Consider the following 18,599-nt stretch of genomic DNA (forward strand, 5'->3'; position numbering starts at 1 on the left):
AAAAGAGAAAGGCTGTATTAAGCAAGCCTTTCTCTCTTTTTATTAGGATAATACTTTCATGACATTTTTGACAGATTCAACTGATTTATTCAGCTGCGCTCTTTCATAGTCTGTCAGTTCAAGTTCAATGATTTGCTCAAGACCGTTGCCGCCTACAATTGTAGGAACACCAAGGTAGATGCCTTCATAGCCGTATTCCCCTTCAAGATAAGCAATTGTAGGAAGGACGCGGCGCTGATCTTTCAAGATCGCTTCGACCATTTCTGTCAGAGAAGCCGCAGGCGCATAATACGCGCTTCCGTTTCCAAGAAGATTCACGATTTCGCCTCCGCCTTTTCTAGTGCGCTCCACAATTGCGTCAATCCGTTCTTTCGGAATAAGAGTTTCAAGCGGGATACCGCCAGCATAAGAATAACGCACAAGCGGCACCATATCGTCACCGTGTCCGCCGAGTACGAAACCAGTCACATCTTTCACTGACAAGTTTAATTCCTCTGCCACAAATGTTCTGAATCTTGCCGTATCAAGCACACCGGACTGGCCGATTACACGCTCTTTAGGGAAGCCTGATTCTTTGTACACCGCGTATGTCATTGCATCAACAGGATTTGTCAGCACCACAATAATAGAGTCAGGAGAATATTTCACGATTTCCCGGGTAACGCTTCTCATAATCTTTTCGTTTGTAGAGACCAGATCATCTCTGCTCATACCAGGTTTTCTTGCGATACCGGCTGTAATGACAACAATGTCAGAGCCAGCTGTATCCTCGTAATTGGATGTTCCCGTAATTTTTGCGTCAAAGCCTTGAACCGGGCTTGCTTCAAGCATATCAAGCGCTTTTCCCTTTGTCGGGTTCTCCAATTGCGGAATGTCAACAAGAACAACGTCTGCCAGCTCTTTTTGAGCGATTAAAAATGCAGTTGTAGCTCCGGTAAAACCTGCTCCGATAACAGAAACTTTTTTACGAGTATTTCCCATGTCTCTCTTCTCCTTTATGGCTAGTTTTAGGCTTTTTCCTTGCTTAGTCCATGTTTTTGATCAGTTCTTCTCCGAACTCTGAACATTTCACTTCAGTCGCCCCGTCCATTAATCTAGCAAAATCGTAAGTTACGACTTTGGAAGCGATTGTTTTTTCCATAGATTTGATAACCAAATCAGCCGCTTCGTTCCATCCTAAATGCTCAAGAAGCAGAACGCCTGAAAGAATAACTGAAGATGGGTTTACTTTATCAAGGCCTGCATATTTAGGAGCCGTTCCGTGCGTCGCCTCGAAAATCGCATGTCCTGTTTCGTAGTTGATGTTCGCTCCAGGAGCAATGCCGATTCCGCCGACTTGCGCAGCAAGAGCATCAGAAATGTAATCTCCGTTCAAGTTCATTGTCGCAACGACATCAAACTCGTTTGGACGCGTTAAGATCTGCTGAAGGAAAATGTCAGCAATGCTGTCTTTGATAATGATTTTTCCTGCTGCTTCCGCTTCGCTTTGCGCTTTGTTGGCAGCGTCTTTTCCTTCTTCTTCAGCAATGCGGTCATATTGAGCCCATGTGAAGACTTTATCTCCGTATTCTTTTTCAGCAAGTTCATAGCCCCAGTTTTTGAACGCGCCTTCTGTGAACTTCATGATGTTTCCTTTGTGAACAAGCGTTACAGATTTGCGGCCATGCTCGATCGCATAATCAATGGCAGCTCTGACCAAGCGGCTTGTTCCTTCTTCTGAAACAGGCTTAATGCCGATACCTGATGTCTCAGGGAAACGGATTTTATTGACGTTTAACTCATTTTGAAGGAAGCTGATAAGCTTTTGCACTTCTTCAGAGCCTTTTGCATACTCGATGCCTGCGTAAATATCTTCTGTATTTTCACGGAAGATGACCATATCAGTATCTTCAGGGCGTTTTACCGGTGACGGCACTCCAGTAAAGTATCTTACAGGTCTTAAGCAGACGAATAGGTCAAGCTCTTGTCTGAGCGCTACGTTCAAAGAACGGATACCGCCGCCGACAGGTGTCGTTAACGGGCCTTTAATCGCGATGAAATATTCGCGGATCACATCTAATGTTTCAGCAGGGAGCCACTCACCTGTTTTATTATAAGCCTTTTCTCCGGCGTAAACTTCTTTCCATGTAATTTTCTTTTCGCCTTTGTATGCTTTTTCTACTGCTGCTTCCAAAACCTTCGAAGCCGCGTTCCAAATATCAGGACCGGTTCCGTCTCCTTCGATAAATGGGATAATCGGGTTGTTTGGTACGTTTAATACTCCGTTAGAGACTGTAATTTTTTCACCTTGTGCCACAATAAAAACCTCCCAGTATGTAATTCATATTTAGAAAACATTTTATTTTTCTTATATAGAAAATAAAATGATTTTTCCTAACATTCAATTTAAAGTGTAACCCAATTTTGATGTTCTGAACAAGAGGCTAACCTCATTGACGCAAGCCAGCCTCCAATGGTTCTTTAGGCTCTTTCTTCAATCGGAACGAATTTTTGTTTGTCAGGGCCTGTGTAATCTGCCCGCGGGCGGATCAGACGGTTGTTGTCATACTGCTCAAGAATATGAGCGAGCCAGCCGGACATTCTGCTTACTGCAAAAATCGGTGTAAACAAATCATGGTCAATACCGAGGCTGTGATATACAGAAGCCGAATAGAAATCAACGTTAGGCGGAAGCTTTTTCTCTGATGTGACGATGTCTTCTATACGAATCGACATCTCATACCATTTGCTTTCGCCTGTCAGGTTGGTCAGGCGCTTGCTCATTTCTTTCAGATGCTTCGCGCGCGGATCACCATGCTTATACACACGGTGGCCGAATCCCATGATTTTTTCTTTCTTTTCAAGTTTAGCGCGGATGTACGGCTCAGCGTTTTCCACTTCACCGATTTCTGTCAGCATTTTCATAACGCCTTCATTCGCTCCGCCGTGAAGAGGCCCTTTCAGCGCGCCGATTGCTGCAGTAATGCCTGAATAGATGTCAGAAAGTGTTGCGACGCAGACCCTCGCTGTGAACGTTGACGCGTTCAACTCATGGTCAGCATGTAAAATCAATGCTTTGTTGAAGGCTTCAACTTCAATTGGTGAAGGCTCTTCACCGTTTAATGTGTAAAGAAAATTCTCCGCAATACCGTAATCTTCTCTCGGTTCAACAGGCTCAAGACCCTTGCGAATTCTGGAAAACGCTGCAACCAAGCCAGGCACCTTTGCCTGAAGGCGGATCGCCTTTCTGTAGTTGGCTTCCGGGTTCATGGTATCAGCCTCGCTGTCAAGCAGGCCTAGTAATGAAATTGCTGTCCGAAGAGCAGCCATGGGATGAACATTTTCGAGGGAATAAGATTTGAAGTGCTCAATAATTTCTTGCGGAACGGCAGCTTCCTTTGCAAGCTGCTGCTTTAACTCTTCAAGCTCTTTTTTGTTTGGCAGCCTTAGATGCCAAAGCAAGTAGATGATTTCTTCAAAACTTGCATTCTCTGTCAAATCATCGATATCATACCCCACATATGTAAGGGTATCATCAATAATAGAACTAACAGATGATGTTGTTGCTACAACCCCTTCAAGACCGCGTGTCGCTGTCATATATAACATCTCCTTTTCAATAAATTTCCCCTTTAAGAGTGTTGTAAAAACATGAGGCTTACTTAAAAAGCACGATGCAAGTATTTCTCTCCCCCAAAAAGAAAATGCTTACATTTTACTGGCTGCTGGAACTAAAACTCTTTGCTTATGAAAGAACATAACAAATTCTTATAAGCTTATTTAAGTTTAAGCCTATTCTCATTATAAACAATAATCAGACATTTGTTAAATGTTTACCTATAATTTTTTTTTTTCATTCTGTGATTTCCCCGAAAAAACGCCTTTATTTGCGGGTTTTTGCATAAAAAAAAGCGGCTTTAAGGCCGCTTTTTTTTTATGAAGTGAACAGTTTTACGATCTGCATGGCTAAATAAGCAATCCCCGCTCCGATCAGCGGCCCCACCGCAACTCCTCCAAAAAGCGCGACTGCAAGAATGGTACCGATCACGAGAGCAGTTGTAATATGTGGATCATTTTCAAGCAGGGTCAGGCCGTTTTTTGCAATCAGCGCCACTGCGATCCCCGCTCCAAGGGCGATCCATGCGTAGGAAGACCGCATTGCTTCTCCAAGCTGCTTAAATCCAATTTCTCCCGTGGCAATCGGGACAAGAACGGCGATGGTAATAATGGTCACACCCCAGTTAATGCCTTTTGACTGGATGGTCGGAAATAATTTCTGATCAAGCCCAACGATTTTGATGATCAAAAGGACGGATACAGCAAAGAGCAATGATTGGTTTTTTGCGATAAGTGCGATAGCCAAGAGTAAAATTAAAAATAAATTCGCTTGTGTAAACACATGCCATCCCTCCTTTAAGATGAATGTATTCATATTCAGCAACAGCGTGAATACATATAAAAAATAGGACATGCTGACGAGAGGAGGACCGTTTTCGTGAATCAATCTTATATCACTATTTTTTTCAGAACCCTCTTTGTCATATCAATGACCGCAGGGTCGATAGCTGCGGCCTATTATTCGTTTCCGTTAACTTATCCGTTCCTGATCGCCCTTATTCTTTCATCAGTGATTCATCCTGTTGTCGATTATTTGGACAAAGTGACAGGATTCCCCCGAACGATAAATGTTCTGGGCGTTCTTGCTTTTTTTCTGCTCGCAGCCTTCGGCGTCCTTACCATTCTGGTAGCCGAAATCGTAACGGGAACAGCCTATCTAGCAAAAACGCTGCCTCCGCATATCAGCACGTTTATTTCATATTGCGAAAAATTGTTTACAACACATATTCAGCCGCTCTATAACGAGTTAACTCTTTTGTTTCAAGAATTGGAAACGAACCAGCAGGCTTCCATCGTCACTCATATCCAGACACTCGGTGATTCTGCCGCTAAAAATGCCGGGCTCCTGCTGTCCCACATTCTAGAGATGATCCCGAGATTTTTCGCTCTTCTTCCCAATACGGCGGCGGTTCTGATTTTTTCTCTTCTGGCAACCTTTTTTATGACAAAGGATTGGCACAAGCTGAAAGCCATGCTTGTTTTAATTCTGCCGGATCGTGTGACAGCTAACAGCAAAGCAATCAGCAGCGAATTAAAAAAAGCAATGACTGGTTTTATCAAAGCACAAGCCGTCCTCGTTTTCATCACGATGGTGATTGTATTTATCGGCCTTTCTCTCTTAAAGGTTGAACACGCCGCAACAATTGCTTTTTTAATCGGGCTTGTAGATCTTCTCCCTTACTTAGGTGCCGGCTCCGTATTTGTGCCCTGGATTTTGTATTTATCGATTACGGGCCAGCTGCCCCAAGCGATCGGAATTGGTATCCTGTACCTCGTCGTTCTTATTCAGCGGCAGCTGACAGAGCCCAAGATACTAAGTAAATCTATCGGGATCGATCCGCTGGCAACACTCATCGCCCTGTTTGCCGGCTTTAAATTATTCGGGTTTTTAGGACTGATTGCGGGACCGGCTGTACTCGTCATCATCCAAGCTTTCATCACTACAGGCGCATTAAAAGAAATATGGTCCTATATCACCGTTCAGCAAAAATAAAACGGCAGCCGTTTTTTTCATGGCTGCCGTTTTTTATTTGATGATGATCCGCTTATTCTTCGACATTCCTCTCAGCCATTTGAACAGAATCGGCTTACACCAGCCGCGGGTAAACGGGATAAGAAGACAGGCGCCGGCCAAATCTGATAAAAAGCCCGGAAGCATCAGCAATAGACCGCCAATGAAAATGCACAGACCGTCAGCAATCGCTTCCCCCGGCATTTTGCCATATTGAAGATCACGCTGAACCTTATAATACACTTCGGTTCCTTGTTTTTTTGCAGCTGCTGCGCCGATAATGCCAGTCAGAATCATGAATAGAACTGTCGGTAAAATGCCAATCAGCTTGCCTAAAAATAGGAATATGCCGATTTCTATTGCCGGAAACACAATAAAAAGCAAAAACAAAAATCTCATATCCAAGCCCCCCACACGTGTAACACGTTCTGTTCAACAAAAGGCATGATAAAGAGAAAAGGAAGGGATTCCCCTTCCATTTTCACCTGTAATTAAAGAACGCTCGCACGGCCTTGATAGACTGCACCTCTGGAAGCGTCAACTGTAATATCCTGGCCATCTGTCAAAATAGATGTCGCATTTTCCAGACCCACGATAACCGGGATGCCAAGGCTTAATCCGACTACCGCCGCATGGCTAGTCAAACCGCCTTCTTCTGTAATAAGAGCAGACGCTTTTTCAAGGGATGCAATCATATCACGGTCAGTGCTTTTGGTAACAAGTACCGCACCGTCAGTCATTTTTTGCTCAGCTTCTTTTGCATTTTGTGCAACAACAACCGGACCGTAAGCTGATTTGCGTCCAATGCCTTGGCCTTTAGCGACGATATCGCCGACAGTATGAACCTTCATTAAGTTCGTAGTGCCGGACTCACCGACAGTGCCTGCTGTAATAACGATAAGATCGCCGTGTTTTACAATTCCGCTGTTCAATGATTTTTGGACAGCATCCTCAAGCATCTCATCTGTTGAGCTCGCATTTTGGCCGCTTTCCGCGAATACACCAGATACGAGGGCAAGCTTTCTGGAAATAGAGTCATTTACAGTAACCGCAACAATCGGAGCCTGCGGACGGTATTTTGCAATCATACGTGCTGTATGGCCGCTTTCTGTCGGCGTTACGATCGCAGCAGCATTCAGGTTAATCGCCGTATGTGCGACAGATTGTCCAATTGCGTCTGTAATTGTCATGCCCACTTGATCTCTGCGTTTTGAGAGAATTTCTTTATAATTTAAAGCTTCTTCAGAACGGGACGCGATGTTATGCATTGTTTGAACTGCTTCAACCGGATAACTTCCGGCAGCAGTTTCACCAGAAAGCATGATCGCATCTGTTCCGTCGAAGATCGCGTTTGCAACGTCACTTGCTTCCGCACGAGTCGGACGCGGGTTGCGCTGCATGCTGTCAAGCATTTGTGTTGCTGTAATAACAGGTTTGCCCAGCGCGTTGCATTTTTTGATCAGTTCTTTTTGCACAAGCGGCACTTCTTCAGCTGGAATTTCCACACCTAAGTCTCCGCGTGCAACCATTAAGCCGTCAGACACTTCGAGAATCGCATCGATGTTGTCGACGCCCTCTTGGTTTTCGATTTTAGGGATGATTTGAATATCCTGAGCGTTGTGCTCTTCAAGAAGCTCACGGATTTCGAGCACATCCGTGGAACGTCGAATGAAAGATGGTGCGATGAAGTCTACTCCTTGCTCAATACCGAAAACGATGTCTCGCGCATCCTTTTCAGTAATACCCGGAAGATTGACACTTACGCCCGGTACGTTAACACCTTTTTTATTTTTGAGTGTTCCGTTGTTTAATACTTTTGTTTTGATTTCGCGTTTAGCGGCATCTACATCAAGTACCTCAAGACCGATAAGGCCGTCATCTAACAGAATCGTTGAACCTTGTTCAACGTCATGGACTAAACCTTCATATGTCACTGAAATTTTATCTGTTGTTCCTACAACCTCGTCCATTGAAATAATGAGCTCTTTGCCTGTTTCAAGCTCAATACCGCCGTTTTCCATTGTATGTGTGCGGATTTCAGGACCTTTTGTATCAAGCAGAATTCCAACGTTTTTGCCAAGTTTTTTACTTGCTTCGCGGATATTTTTAATTCTTGCACCGTGTTCCTCAAAATCTCCGTGAGAAAAGTTTAATCGAGCCACGTTCATTCCTGACTCCATTAATTTCGTAAGCATTTCAATACTTTCACTTGCCGGACCGATGGTACAAACAATTTTAGTTTTTCTCATTTGGTTCACTTCCTTCTGAAATCTTCAGCCTTCAGCTGTACATTAGATAGACAGTTCTTTTGAAAGCTGATACATGTTTTGCTCAACTGTGTGTTTTGTCTCAAGTATTTCTATAATATCATGGTCTACAAGCTTATTGTTTTGTATACCTACACAGCGTCCGCCTTTTCCTTCAAGCAGCAGTTCAACTGCATATGCGCCGAGACGGCTTGCTAACACACGGTCAGCAGCACTCGGAGAACCTCCGCGCTGGATATGGCCCAATACAGATACCCTAGTTTCAAGATTTGTTTCTTCTTCAATGCGTTTCCCGAATTCAACACCGCTGCCTACACCTTCGGCAACAATAATAATACTGTGCTTCTTGCCGCGTTCGTGGCCGCGTTTTAAGCGGGCAATGATTTCGTGCATGTCATAGTCTGCCTCAGGGATTAAGATCGATTCCGCGCCCCCTGCAAGACCGGCCCACAATGCGATATCGCCGGCATGACGACCCATTACTTCGATTACATATGTACGTTCATGAGAAGTCGCTGTATCGCGAATCTTATCAATTGCGTCAATTACTGTATTTAAAGCTGTATCGAAACCGATTGTAAAATCAGTGCCCGGAATGTCATTATCAATTGTACCCGGTACACCTACACATGGAAACCCGTGTTCCGTTAATTTTTTCGCACCCATATATGAACCGTCTCCGCCGATAACAACAAGGCCTTCAATACCAAGCTTCTTCAAGTTTTCTATCCCTTTTTCACGGCCTTCAACTGTTTTGAATTCAGGACATCTTGCCGTATAAAGCTTAGTTCCTCCACGATGTATAATATCGCCTACTGATCCGAGTTCAAGCTTTTCAATCTTTCCGCTGATCAATCCCGCGTATCCGTTGTAAATACCGTAAACTTCAACGTCATGATAGATCGCTTTTCTGACTACTGCGCGAACTGCTGCGTTCATTCCCGGGGAATCCCCGCCGCTCGTTAATACCCCTATACGTTTCATTCTCCATTCACCTCAGCAACATATATGATTAAACATAACATGATCATTGCCCTAAAAACAATGAAAAGGGATCTCCATCCTCCCTATGAAACCTTACCTATTATACAATTAAATAAATTGTTTTTAAATAAAATTTAAGGAATGTCACAAAAAATAAACGTGAGCCAAAGGCTTCACGTTTATTTAGTTTACCCCGATATATTGATCTTCAACCGAGACTTTGCCAATTGCTTTATATTTTTCATAGCGCTGCTGAACTAATTCTTCTTCGCTCAGCTTCAGCAAAGTTTTTAACGATTGTTTAAGGGTTTCGTCCATATAGCTTGCCTGCAGCTTCACATCATGGTGCGCTCCGCCTTTTACTTCTTTAATCATATGATCTATAATACCTAATTCTTTTAAATCCGGCGCAGTGATTTTCATTGTTTCTGCTGCTTTTTTAGCAAGACTGGAGTCCTTCCATAAAAGTGCCGCGGCACCTTCCGGAGAAATAACAGAATAAGTAGAGTTTTCCAGCATATGCAAGTGATTCCCTACACCCAGACCAAGGGCTCCGCCGCTTCCGCCTTCACCGATGACGATGCAGATAACAGGCACTCGAAGGCCGGCCATCTCAAACAGGTTTTTGGCAATAGCTTCACTTTGTCCTCTTTCTTCAGCTGCTCGTCCAGGGTATGCCCCCTTCGTATCAATAAAACAGATAATCGGCCTGTTAAATTTGTCAGCCTGTTTCATCAGACGAAGCGCTTTTCTGTAGCCTTCTGGATGCGGCATCCCAAAATTGCGGACTAGGTTTTCCTTCGTGTCTTTGCCGCGCTGATGCCCGATTACCGTTACAGGGAGGCCGTGGAACTTCGCAATCCCGCCGACAATGGCTTCATCGTCCCCGTACGCTCTGTCTCCGTGACATTCAAAAAAGTCGGTAAACAGGTGTTCGATATAATCAAGAGTTGTCGGACGGTCCGCCAGACGCGCGATTTGAACCCGGTCCCATGGCTTCAGATTTTTGTAAATATCATCCTGAAGCTTAGCGAGACGGTCTTCGAGCCGTTCGATTTCCGCACTTAGATCCATATCGGAATCTTGGGTGAATTTTTTTAGTTCGGCGATTTTGGTTTGCAGTTCAATCACCGGTTTTTCAAATTCTAATCTTGGAGCCACTCAATGTCACCTCCTGTTTGATGCATATCCAGCAGATTTTCTAACGTTTTTTTCATATCGTCACGATGAATAACCGCATCAAGCTGTCCATGTTTTAATAAAAATTCAGCCGTTTGGAAGTCCTCAGGCAGTTTTTCTCCTATTGTCTGTTCAATAATCCGTCTTCCGGCAAAACCAATCAACGCGCCAGGCTCAGCGAAATTGTAATCGCCAAGGGATGCAAAGCTTGCTGATACGCCCCCGGTAGTCGGATGCGTCATTACTGAAATAATAAGACCCTGTTCTTCACTGAACAGTTTTAACGCAGAGCTTGTCTTAGCCATCTGCATTAAACTTAATACGCCTTCCTGCATTCTAGCGCCGCCTGAAGCCGTAAAAATAATAAACGGAACTTTATCAGCTTTTGCTTTTTCAATCGCAAGCGTGATTTTTTCACCGACGACTGAACCCATGCTGCCCATTCTGAATGAAGAATCCATGACGGCGACTACAGCCGGGTGTCCGCCGATGGTGCCCTTGCCTGTCACAACAGCCTCGTTTAAGGATGTTTTCTCGCGATCTTTTTCAAGCTTTTCCAGATATCCCGGGAAACCAAGCGGATTTTCCGAGAGCATTCCCTGATTGAATTCCTCAAAGGATTTTTCATCCATCAAGCTTTCGATACGCTGTTTTGCGTTCATTGGGAAATGATAATCGCAGTTCATGCATACCCGCATATTTTTATCCAACTCTTTAGTGAGCATGATTTTTTTACACTTAGGACATTTTGTCATAATGCCTTCCGGAACATCGTGCTTCGCTTGATCAGATGGTACGGAAGCATACTTTTTCTTTTTCGTGAATATATCCTTTAACAAATGATTACCTCCCTTTTGTGAAGGGTTCTCTTCACCGCATGTCATCAAACAGATAGACTTGCTAATAACTTTACCGAAACTATTGTACTTTTTTTGTCAAACGCTGTCATCCTCAATTCGACAACTTTTTATTCGATGACGTGCTCGGAAAGGCTTGTATGAAATCAGATAAGGTGTTGAAACGACAAGGTTGACAGCGCATTCAAAAATAATGTTAAACCCGGCTGAAATTTTTTTAAGGCTAACCCCCTAAAAAAATTTCAGCCGTCAGTTTAACTTGAGAACAGCGCGCCGGTCTCCGCCAACGCGCTGCCATTTTTGGAATGAATTAAAATTATTCACCAATAATCGTAAGTTTTCTTGTTTTTTCTGCGACTTCCTCAGGGTCAACAGTGATTCTTGCAACACCTGTTTCCATCGCAGCTTTTGCCACAGCCTTCGCAACAGCAGGCGCAACACGTTTATCAAACGGTGCAGGGATGACATAGTCTGCGCTAAGCTCATCTTCTGAAACCAGTGAAGCAATGGCTTCAACCGCTGCGATTTTCATTTCCTCGTTAATATGAGTGGCACGCACATCAAGTGCTCCGCGGAAAATACCAGGGAATGCAAGAACATTGTTTACTTGGTTCGGGAAGTCAGAACGGCCAGTTCCGATAACGCTTGCTCCGGCTTCACGCGCATCTTCCGGCATGATTTCCGGATTTGGATTTGCCATTGCAAAGATAATCGGATCTTTTGCCATGCTTTGAACCATCTCTTTTGTTAACGCGCCTGCTACAGAGACACCGATAAATACGTCAGCATCAACGATGACATCTTTCAGAGAACCGTCTTTGCGATCTTGGTTCGTGAACTTCGCCACTTCATTTTTGACATCGTTCATGCCGTTCGGGCGCCCTTCATAAATGGCCCCTTTGGAATCGCACATCACAATGTCGCGAACGCCATAATGATGAAGAAGCTTGATAATCGCAATGCCAGCCGCACCCGCGCCGTTTGCGACAACTTTAATGGATGACATGGATTTTCCAGACAGTTTCAGCGCGTTCACAAGACCTGCTACGGTTACAATGGCAGTACCGTGCTGATCATCATGGAAAACCGGGATGTTTGTTTCTTTTTTGAGGCGCTCTTCAATGATAAAGCAGTTTGGCGCTGCAATATCTTCAAGGTTGACGCCGCCAAATGTCGGTTCCAGCAATTTTACAGTTTCAACGATTTTATCAACATCGTTTGTGTTTAAAGCAATCGGGAACGCATCTACGCCCGCAAAGCTTTTGAAAAGAACTGCTTTCCCTTCCATAACAGGAAGCGCCGCTTCAGGGCCGATGTTTCCAAGGCCAAGTACAGCTGTACCGTCAGTTACAACTGCTACCATGTTCCCCTTCATTGTATAATCATATACTTTGTTAATGTCTTCATGAATATCCTTACACGGTTCTGCAACACCCGGAGAATACGCGAGGCTTAGATCTTTCGCATTTCTGACCTCTACTTTTGATTTAGACTCCAGTTTCCCCTGGTTGACTTTATGCAGGTGTAATGCTTCTTCTCTTAATGACATTCTCCTAAACACTCCTTATGGATATTTTTTGATTCGTATACTGCTGCGTTGATTGCTGCATTCTGCGGAGTAAATCTATCTGAATATTTAAACAGGATCACATAATTGCTCCAATTGTATAACAAAAAGCGAATCGTTACCACTGTTTTAAAACGACGTTTTTTTGACCCAACAGCTCTTTTAAGCGATATAACACCTGGTGATCTGCATTGATATGGAACGACTCAGGTAGCTTAATCGTCTGTTTTTGCCTTTCATAATAGAGATAAACGCCTGTTTCCCCTTTATGCTCCAGCAAAATGCGCTTAATCTTTGCCAGGATCTCCTGGCTGTGCTGACTGCTTTCTATTTTTATATAAACCGATGGCGCTTTTTCTGCATCCATATTTTCTAATAATTCTGCCCGGGACATGATGAATTGGATCTTATCTTGTCTAACTTCACATTTCCCCGCAGTGAACAAAAGAGCGCCTTCTCTTAAAACGGGAGAAAGCTGTCTGAATTGTTCAGGGAAGACTACGGCTTCCATCTCGCCGGTTTCATCACTGAGCGTTAAAAACGCCATGTTTTGACCTGTTTTCGTCCGAATCGTTTTGATCTTCGACAGCAGAACGCCTAGTGAAAGCTGCCTTTTGACTGCTCGCTGAGCCTGCAGAATGGAGACTGCTCCTTGCGCAGTGAGCTGTTTTCGGAAGGCGGAGAGGGGATGATTTGAAAAATAAATGCCAAGCGTTTCCTTTTCAAACGCAAGTAAATCCACCAGAGGAAGCTCCTCCGTCTCCACATACTTCGGCTTAATTGAAAACGATTCATCTAAAAACAATCCCATTTGGTCATCGTCCGCGGCGAATAGCTCAGCATGTTCCAAAGCAACATCAATGGATGCGAGCAGCGTGGCCCGGTTTTGGCCGAATTCGTCCATCGCACCAGAAAAGATAAGTGCTTCAAGCACTTTGCGATTTACGCTTTTTGACGGCACGCGAAAGCAGAAATCGAAAAGATCTTCAAATGGTTTCTCTTTTCTTGCTTTATATATATCTTTGACTGCTGAGACGCCTACACTTTTTATTGTGCGGAGGCTGTATCTGACAGATCCGTTTTCAACTGTAAACGGAAAACTGCTTTTATTCACTGACGGAGGAAGGATACGAATCCCGCTCCCCTTTGCTTCGTAAAGATATTGAGAGATTTTATCCTCATTGCCAATGACGCTTGTCAGCAATCCGCACATAAAATATAACGGATAATGAGCTTTCAAATACGCAAGCTGGCACCCGATCATGCTGTATGCCACCGCATGGCTTCTGTTAAAGCCATAGTTTGCGAATTTGACGATTAAATCGTAGACCTCATTTGCAGTGTCTACAGAATACTCCTTTTTTAAGCACCCTTCAACAAAATGGCTTCGCTCTCTGTCCAGGATTTCTTTTTTCTTTTTGCTGACCGCCCTTCTCAATAGGTCCGCTTCGCCTAAAGAAAACCCCGCCATACGGGAAGCAATCATCATAATTTGTTCCTGATACACAATGACGCCATATGTATCTTCCAAAATGCTCCTTAAATCTTCATGAGGATAGTGAACAGGCGCCCGGCCGTGTTTACGGTCGATAAATAACGGAATATTTTCCATCGGACCCGGCCGGTACAGTGCATTGACCGCCACAATATCTTCTAGGCCCGAAGGTTTCAGCCGTTTCAAGACGCTTCTCATCCCTGCAGATTCAAGCTGGAAAATGCCTGTCGTATCCCCTTTTGACAGCAAGGAGAACGTTTTGTCATCGCTGTAGGAAATACTTGAAAGATCTATTTTAATATTTTCTTCTTTTTCAATCATTGAAGTGATGGATTCAATAAGTGTCAGATTCCTCAAACCTAAGAAATCCATTTTTAAAAGGCCCAAGTCTTCAAGATGGTCCATCGCGTATTGCGTTAAATAGATCCCTTCATGCCCTTCTTGAAGCGGAACAACATCTGTTAAGGGTTCTTCACTCAGGACAACGCCCGCTGCGTGGGTTGATGCATGCCTTGGCAGCCCTTCTATTTTCCGGGCAATTGAATAGACTTGCTGAAGCAGGCTTGACTCCCGAAGCCGCTTATCCAGCTGCGGTGACTGCTGTCTCGCTTCATCCAGCGTCATGCCCGGTCTTGAAGGAATGAGTTTTGCAAGCTGATCTGCCTCCTTCGGGCTGACGCCGAATACTCTGCCGACGTCCCGGAGCGCCGCCTTTGCCGCAAGTGTTCCAAAGGTGATAATCTGTGCGACGTGCATTGCACCGTATTTCTGCTGAACATATTGAATGACTTCATCCCTTCTAGTATCGGGAAAGTCAATATCAATATCCGGCATGCTGACGCGCTCGGGATTTAAAAATCTTTCAAACAGAAGGTGATGCTTAATCGGGTCAACATCTGTGATATACAGCACATATGCCACAAGAGAACCTGCCGCAGAACCTCTTCCCGGTCCTGTAACAATCCCTTTTTTATGGGCGTGCTTCATAAAATCCCACACGATCAGAAAGTAATCGCTGAACTTCATCCGCTTGATGACATCAAGCTCATATTGAAGACGGCGAAGGTATCGTTCATCAGGCTTGCCGAAACGGCTGCGGAGTCCCTCCATACAGATATCCGTTAAATAATCATCAGCGGACGTTCCGTCTGGGGTCGGAAAAGACGGTAGACGGGTCTGCCCGAGACTGACGTCAACCCGGCATTGTTCCGCGATCTCTACAGAAGCTTGCAGTGCCTCGGGATGCTCTCGATAAATGTTTTGCATTTCTTCGAGTGGTTTCAAATCGAGATCAGGCAAATCTTCAGCGGGTGCATCCGTCAGTTTTTCCCCCGCTTTAATCGCTTTCAAACAACGGTAGGCAGCCTTATCTTCCTTCCTTATGTAATGCACATCGCCTGTGGCCGTAACAGGGATATCCGTTTCTTCTGATAGCTTTAGAATCTGCTCAGACAAGACTTGATTCCCTTTAAAAGGCTGATAGGAGAAATAAAAAGCTCCCTTTCCGAATATAGACTGAAATTCCAGCGAGGCTTGAGCAGCCTGTTCGAACAGCCCTCCTTCAAGAAGTGTTTCAATATATCCTTTTTCGCCGGGCGTTATTGCGATAATCCCTTCTCGATAACTGTGAAGCCATTTCGGCTTCAGTCCGCCTTTTGATTTAGATTGCAGAACGCTGCTGATTTTCAGCAGGTTTTGATAGCCTGTATTTGATTTTGCCAGCAGGACGAGCGGGTATGCTTCAAGCTCGCTGTCATCTGTAAAAACAGAAGCCGTCAAACCGATTATTGGGTTGATCCCTCTCGCCTTGCAAGCTTTATAAAATTGAATAGCTCCGTACATGACATGATCATCTGTCAGCGCCAAAGACGCATATCCGAGCCTGTCAGCTTCACTGACGAGCTCTTCCACAGCCGCGGCGCTGTTTAGCAGGCTATACCCGCTATGCACTTGCAGGTGAACAAAAGACATGCTATCACCTCTTTCTCATTACGATTCATTTCTTCCCTCATTATAAGGCCGGTTTCCAAAAGAAACAAATGTTCTTTTTTGACTCATCATCATACTTGTCCTGAAAGCTCAATATGATATAAAAGGTGAGGTGATAAAGATGGATCAGGAAGCAGGATTTATGGTGAATTTTATCAATAGCTACTTCATTGCGTTAGGGGTGCTGATCGGGGGCGCACTCATCGGAGGGCTCGGTGCATATTTGGCAGGCGAACCCCCGCTTACAGCCATTACAAAGCTTGCCAACCGGTTAAAAATATGGGCACTTGTCGCAGCTATCGGAGGCACCTTTGATGCGGTATACAGCTTTGAACGCGGCATACTCGAAGGCAATACGAGAGATATCTTTAAACAGCTTCTTTTAATTATTTCGGCCATGGGGGGCGCGCAAAGCGGCTGGCTTATTATATCATGGCTGACCCAGGAGCATCTTTCTTCATGAGGGTCCCCCAACATTACAAAAAACCGGGATGGCAGCGTTTTTTCGCGGGAATGATGTGCGGAGCCGTAATCAGCTGGTTCTTTTTCCTGTTTACTTACGGAACATTCCAAGAGGAGCAGGTCAGCCTCATCGAAAAGCAAAAAGAGCATGTAAAAGACTTGAACAATCAAATTTCGATCTATCAAGAAGACCTCCATAAACTGAATGAAGATAATAAAAGAAAACTGCTGATTCAAAGCGTCAGCGTCAAATTGCTGAATGGGGATAAATATAAAATATCACAGCCGGATAAAACGAAATTCGAGGAGCATGTAAAGGATGATATTTCAGAGGTGATTACAAAAGACATAGAGAGCGTCTATCAAACAAAGGATCTCTTGAAGCGGACAATTGAAAATAAAGTCTATATGATCAATGAAAAAAAATACGAGGCAACCGTCAGAGAATTGATTATTTATACGAGGCTGACAGTGGAACTTGAAATATCTTTCGCCACATAATTATGGATTTTTTTTAAATTCTCCAAACTTCTGTCGCTTTTTCCCATTCTTTTTTATAAACTATATGTGAGGCTTAATGGCGAAAGGAAGGAGGAAGGGAAATGGAGGTTTACAGTGACCGTCAGTTAGCAAAAGATCAAGCAGCCCGTCTCAGACAAGGTTTTTCTGCATATGCCGAAACAAACTCACTCGCTTCCCTCATCAAAAAAGAACTTCAATCACACAATCTCCAAGTCTACGAGGACCTTACTGATTTCGGCTACTGGTTCATCCCCGTCACAGATGAACACTAAGAGAGAGGGTCTCCCCTCTACTCGTGTTCTTTACATAATGTTTCCAGATCAGCTAAAATCCGATCAGCTTCATCCCAGCTGTAAATAGAGGCGCCTGAAGCTAACGGATGCCCTCCGCCGTTATATTTCCGGGCAAGTCCGTTAATGACAGGCCCCTTCGAACGGAATCTGACTCTGATTTGATCGTCTTCTTCTACGAAAAACACCCAGGCGCGAATACCTGAGATATTGCCAAGCGTCCCGACAAGCTGCGACGCTTCAGAAGCCGTTGTGCCGAATTTTTCAAGCGTATCCTTTTTGATGAAAACAGAAGCAGCCCCGTTTTCGGACAAAGACACATTTTGAAAGATAAAGCCGTTAAGCTTCACCACATTCAGTTTTGTTTCATACAATTGATTAAATAACTCTGAGGAAGAGAATGGATACTGAATGAGCTCGCCTGCATATTTTAATGTTTTTTCCGTGGTATTCGGAAATAAAAAGCGTCCGGTATCTCCAACAATGCCGGCGTAGATCAGCTCTGCCGCTTTCGTATTCAGCTTCCAGCCGTGCTCTTTTCCTTCTAAATACAGCTCGTAAATCATTTCACTTACTGAGCTGGCGCTTGTATCGACCCAGAGAAGGTCACCGTATGGATCTTCGTTCGGATGGTGGTCGATTTTCATTAGTTTGGCGCCTGAAGGATAACGCTGATCGTCGATTCTTTCCTGATTTGCCGTATCGCAGACAATGACAAGTGCGCCTTCATATGTTTCATTGTCCACCTCATCAAGGGAATATAAGAAAGAGAGGGACGGTTCAGGCGTGCCGACCGCAAAAATATTTTTTTCAGGATATGTTTCACGCAGGATTTCCGTAAGCCCGCACTGTGATCCGTAGGCATCCGGATCAGGACGCACATGTCTATGTAAGATAATCGTGTCATATAATGATATGGTTCTGATCAATTCTGTTTTCATTTGATACTCCTTTATTGTTTTTATTCATTAAATCACATTCTCTGCCGACGGAAAAGAAAAATAACGTCAAAACCAAGCCCGTTTTTGTATAAAATGGGTTTGTAAACTTTTACGATGGAGGATTTCATTTATGCTGGTTCTTGTTTTTTTGATTGGGCTTTCAGCCTGCTTTTATGTGTTCTATAAAGTAAAAGGCGTACGGGCAAAGCCATCTTTGGCAAAAGAAATATGTTCAGCAAAATCAAGCATGGCCTTAGGGTCACTAGTCCTGTTCTACGGGCTTAACCAAATGATATTATTCCATTCAGTATTAACGTTAGTAATCGGCGGTATCTTTATCGTCATAGGAGCAGGAAGCGCTTGGGCAGGTTATAAAGCCTTTAGACATTACAATCCCCTTCACGCCAAAGAAGCTGAAAGAGATCACGCGTAAGGGGC

Annotated in this window: 17 protein-coding genes; 5 read left to right on the forward strand and 12 right to left on the reverse strand. The window is 44.1% G+C overall.

The window, feature by feature from the left end:
* Positions 1-42: 42 nt before the first annotated feature.
* The 4 genes from mdh to FB592_RS15375 all read right to left on the reverse strand — a co-directional run bounded on the left by mdh (position 43) and on the right by FB592_RS15375 (position 4,378).
* The gene (gene mdh / locus FB592_RS15360; protein WP_003237775.1) at positions 43-981 is read right to left on the reverse strand and encodes a malate dehydrogenase; all 939 of its coding nucleotides are present in this window, start codon (positions 979-981) and stop codon (positions 43-45) included.
* 43 nt (positions 982-1,024) lie between these two features.
* Entirely contained in the window at positions 1,025-2,296 is a 1,272-nt protein-coding gene (gene icd / locus FB592_RS15365; RefSeq protein ID WP_014477637.1) for an NADP-dependent isocitrate dehydrogenase, read from the reverse strand.
* Between the two features lie 164 nt (positions 2,297-2,460).
* A complete protein-coding gene (gene citZ, locus FB592_RS15370; protein ID WP_004398810.1) occupies positions 2,461-3,579 on the reverse strand; it encodes a citrate synthase in 1,119 nt (372 codons plus the stop codon).
* Between the two features lie 334 nt (positions 3,580-3,913).
* The gene (locus FB592_RS15375; protein ID WP_004398695.1) at positions 3,914-4,378 is read right to left on the reverse strand and encodes a DUF441 domain-containing protein; all 465 of its coding nucleotides are present in this window, start codon (positions 4,376-4,378) and stop codon (positions 3,914-3,916) included.
* Positions 4,379-4,474: 96 nt separating this feature from the next.
* On the opposite strand from FB592_RS15375, the gene ytvI reads away from it, so the two are divergent.
* On the forward strand, positions 4,475-5,590 hold the full coding sequence (ytvI, locus tag FB592_RS15380) for a sporulation integral membrane protein YtvI (protein ID WP_004399115.1): 1,116 nt from the start codon (positions 4,475-4,477) through the stop codon (positions 5,588-5,590).
* A 33-nt stretch (positions 5,591-5,623) separates the two neighbouring features.
* Here the strand turns inward: ytvI and FB592_RS15385 are convergent, their stop codons facing one another.
* The 7 genes from FB592_RS15385 to dnaE form a co-directional block, all read right to left on the reverse strand.
* Positions 5,624-6,007, reverse strand: coding sequence for an FxsA family protein (locus tag FB592_RS15385; RefSeq protein WP_015251477.1), 384 nt, complete (start codon positions 6,005-6,007; stop codon positions 5,624-5,626).
* Between the two features lie 92 nt (positions 6,008-6,099).
* Positions 6,100-7,857: a pyruvate kinase gene (pyk, locus tag FB592_RS15390; RefSeq protein WP_021480298.1), complete on the reverse strand. Its 1,758-nt coding sequence runs from the start codon at positions 7,855-7,857 to the stop codon at positions 6,100-6,102.
* A 42-nt stretch (positions 7,858-7,899) separates the two neighbouring features.
* The gene (gene pfkA / locus FB592_RS15395) at positions 7,900-8,859 is read right to left on the reverse strand and encodes a 6-phosphofructokinase (RefSeq protein WP_003237788.1); all 960 of its coding nucleotides are present in this window, start codon (positions 8,857-8,859) and stop codon (positions 7,900-7,902) included.
* A gap of 183 nt (positions 8,860-9,042) precedes the next feature.
* Positions 9,043-10,020 carry an acetyl-CoA carboxylase carboxyl transferase subunit alpha gene (accA, locus tag FB592_RS15400; RefSeq protein ID WP_003229417.1) on the reverse strand — a complete coding sequence of 326 codons (978 nt, stop codon included), beginning with the start codon at positions 10,018-10,020 and terminating at the stop codon, positions 9,043-9,045.
* Positions 10,005-10,877, reverse strand: coding sequence for an acetyl-CoA carboxylase, carboxyltransferase subunit beta (gene accD, locus FB592_RS15405; protein ID WP_024573337.1), 873 nt, complete (start codon positions 10,875-10,877; stop codon positions 10,005-10,007). The genes accA and accD overlap by 16 nt, the downstream gene beginning before the upstream one ends.
* A gap of 334 nt (positions 10,878-11,211) precedes the next feature.
* Positions 11,212-12,444 (reverse strand): NADP-dependent malic enzyme, encoded by a 1,233-nt coding sequence (gene ystJ / locus FB592_RS15410; RefSeq protein ID WP_014664951.1) that lies wholly within the window; start codon positions 12,442-12,444, stop codon positions 11,212-11,214.
* Positions 12,445-12,580: 136 nt separating this feature from the next.
* Entirely contained in the window at positions 12,581-15,928 is a 3,348-nt protein-coding gene (dnaE, locus tag FB592_RS15415) for a DNA polymerase III subunit alpha (protein ID WP_124048020.1), read from the reverse strand.
* Between the two features lie 139 nt (positions 15,929-16,067).
* Here dnaE and ytrH point away from each other — a divergent pair, with 139 nt between their 5' ends.
* The 3 genes from ytrH to FB592_RS15430 all read left to right on the forward strand — a co-directional run bounded on the left by ytrH (position 16,068) and on the right by FB592_RS15430 (position 17,202).
* On the forward strand, positions 16,068-16,409 hold the full coding sequence (gene ytrH / locus FB592_RS15420) for a sporulation membrane protein YtrH (protein ID WP_003229410.1): 342 nt from the start codon (positions 16,068-16,070) through the stop codon (positions 16,407-16,409).
* The gene (ytrI, locus tag FB592_RS15425; RefSeq protein WP_003229408.1) at positions 16,406-16,909 is read left to right on the forward strand and encodes a sporulation membrane protein YtrI; all 504 of its coding nucleotides are present in this window, start codon (positions 16,406-16,408) and stop codon (positions 16,907-16,909) included. Before ytrH ends, ytrI begins: the two co-directional genes overlap by 4 nt.
* 101 nt (positions 16,910-17,010) lie before the next feature.
* Positions 17,011-17,202, forward strand: a complete 192-nt coding sequence (locus FB592_RS15430; protein ID WP_141949742.1) for a YtzJ family protein — start codon at positions 17,011-17,013, stop codon at positions 17,200-17,202.
* Positions 17,203-17,219: 17 nt separating this feature from the next.
* Here FB592_RS15430 and nrnA read toward each other — a convergent pair whose 3' ends face one another.
* Positions 17,220-18,161 (reverse strand): bifunctional oligoribonuclease/PAP phosphatase NrnA, encoded by a 942-nt coding sequence (gene nrnA, locus FB592_RS15435; RefSeq protein ID WP_004398971.1) that lies wholly within the window; start codon positions 18,159-18,161, stop codon positions 17,220-17,222.
* 130 nt (positions 18,162-18,291) lie between these two features.
* Between nrnA and FB592_RS15440 the strand changes: the two genes are divergently transcribed.
* Complete coding sequence (locus FB592_RS15440; RefSeq protein ID WP_021480301.1) at positions 18,292-18,594, forward strand: YtpI family protein; 303 nt, start codon at positions 18,292-18,294, stop codon at positions 18,592-18,594.
* Positions 18,595-18,599: the final 5 nt, after the last annotated feature.

It is taken from the genome of Bacillus sp. SJZ110, from assembly GCF_006715455.1.
Lineage (GTDB): Bacteria > Bacillota > Bacilli > Bacillales > Bacillaceae > Bacillus > Bacillus subtilis.